The 1,448-nt window shown below is 72.2% G+C and carries 2 protein-coding genes; both read right to left on the reverse strand.

Annotated elements, in window-relative coordinates; genetic code table 11:
* Positions 1 to 779 (reverse strand): four-carbon acid sugar kinase family protein (locus tag G7A99_RS10755; RefSeq protein WP_163140103.1); only part of this gene is annotated, 779 nt, incomplete at its 3' end.
* On the reverse strand, positions 776 to 1,448 hold a 673-nt coding region (locus tag G7A99_RS10760), incomplete at its 5' end, for a RuBisCO large subunit C-terminal-like domain-containing protein (protein ID WP_240466242.1). The genes G7A99_RS10755 and G7A99_RS10760, both read right to left, overlap by 4 nt.

Below are 1,448 nucleotides of genomic sequence, written 5' to 3' on the forward strand. Positions count from 1 at the left end.
GCCGGCAGCGGGACGGCGCCGCTGGCCCGCCAATGGGCGATGAGGGCGTATTCGACACCGGAGGAGCCGACGCAGAAGCGGCTGTCCGCGCCGTCGGTGACGTCGCGCCAGAGCAGCTCGCCGGTCCGGCGCTGGGTGACGTCGTCGAGGACGTCGTAGAGCAGCACGCCGGCGTCGCCGTCGAGCAGGGCGCGGTGCCGGGCGGGGTAGTCCTCCGACCAGAGGGCCAGCACGTCCATCAGGGCGACGGGCTTGTCCGTCTGCCGCGCCAGGTGCCGCCGCAGGTCGCCCTCGGTCATGGGGGTGACCGGGTGACAGCTCATGGTCGGGTGGCGGTCTATGCGGTAGGTCTCGTCGCCGACCGTGGCGAAGAGGTTGCCGAACGCCTGGTAGCGGCGCAGCACCGGCGCGCCCACGACCACCGGTGTCTGGCGCGTGCCGAGGACACGGGCGCCGATGTCGATGGCGCGGCCGATGCTGCCGATCTCCGGTGCGCTGTCGAAGGTCGAGCAGATCTTGTAGTGCACCAGCGGGGCGCCGAGCGCGCGCAGGCCGGCGAATATGCCGGGCAGGTGCTCGTCCATCCAGGCGGGGGACTTGGCCCGGCTGATGCCGGCGATGCCGACGGCGCGGGCCTCCGGGAACCTCGCCAGCTCCGCGGCCGTCGGCCGTCGCAGGAACAGGACCGTGGGCACGCCGTTGACGCTGAGCGCCTCCATGACGTCGGTGGAGCCGGTGAAGTCGTCGCCGTAGTAGGCGAGCAGTGGTGCCTCGGTCATCGGGCGAACGTCTCCAGGGCCCGGGCCAGGGCCGGGTGTTCCCTGGCGTAGTCGGCGAGGGGGATGCCGGCTGCTGCCGCCTCCCAGCCCTCACGGACACTGCGCACTCCCGCGGCGACGCCGTCCGGGTGGCCGACGATGCCGCCGCCGCAGCAGTAGATGAGGTCGCTGCTGCCGAGCGCCTCATAGGTGTCCGGTGCCTGCCAGGCGGACTGGCCGGAGGAGAACACCGGCATCGCCAGGCAGGCGGGCCGGGGGGCGTCGAACAGCGGGCTCAGGCAGGTGCGGGCGGAGGCGATCACGCTGTCGTCGGGCTCGCAGAACTTGTTGCGCAACCCGTTGACGTGCATGTGATCGGCGCCGGCCAGGCGCCAGAGCTTCTGCCAGGCGACGTAGCTGATGCCGACGGCCGGGGAGCGTGAGTACAGACCCCAGCCGTTGCGGTGGGCGTGGATCGGCAGCTCGCTGTGCCGGCGCAGTGCCGTGAGGCCGCTGAGCCCGACGCTGTGGAGGCTGACCATGATGCAGTTGCCCCCGAGCTCGCGGACGAGGTCGTGCCGGCGGCGCATCTCGTCGACCTCGCCGGTGAGGTTGAGCGCGTACATCACGCTGTGGCCGGTGCGCGCCTCGTGCTCGCGAATCACCTCGATCACCGCCCGGGCGCGCTCT

It is taken from the genome of Arhodomonas sp. KWT (genome assembly GCF_010993615.1).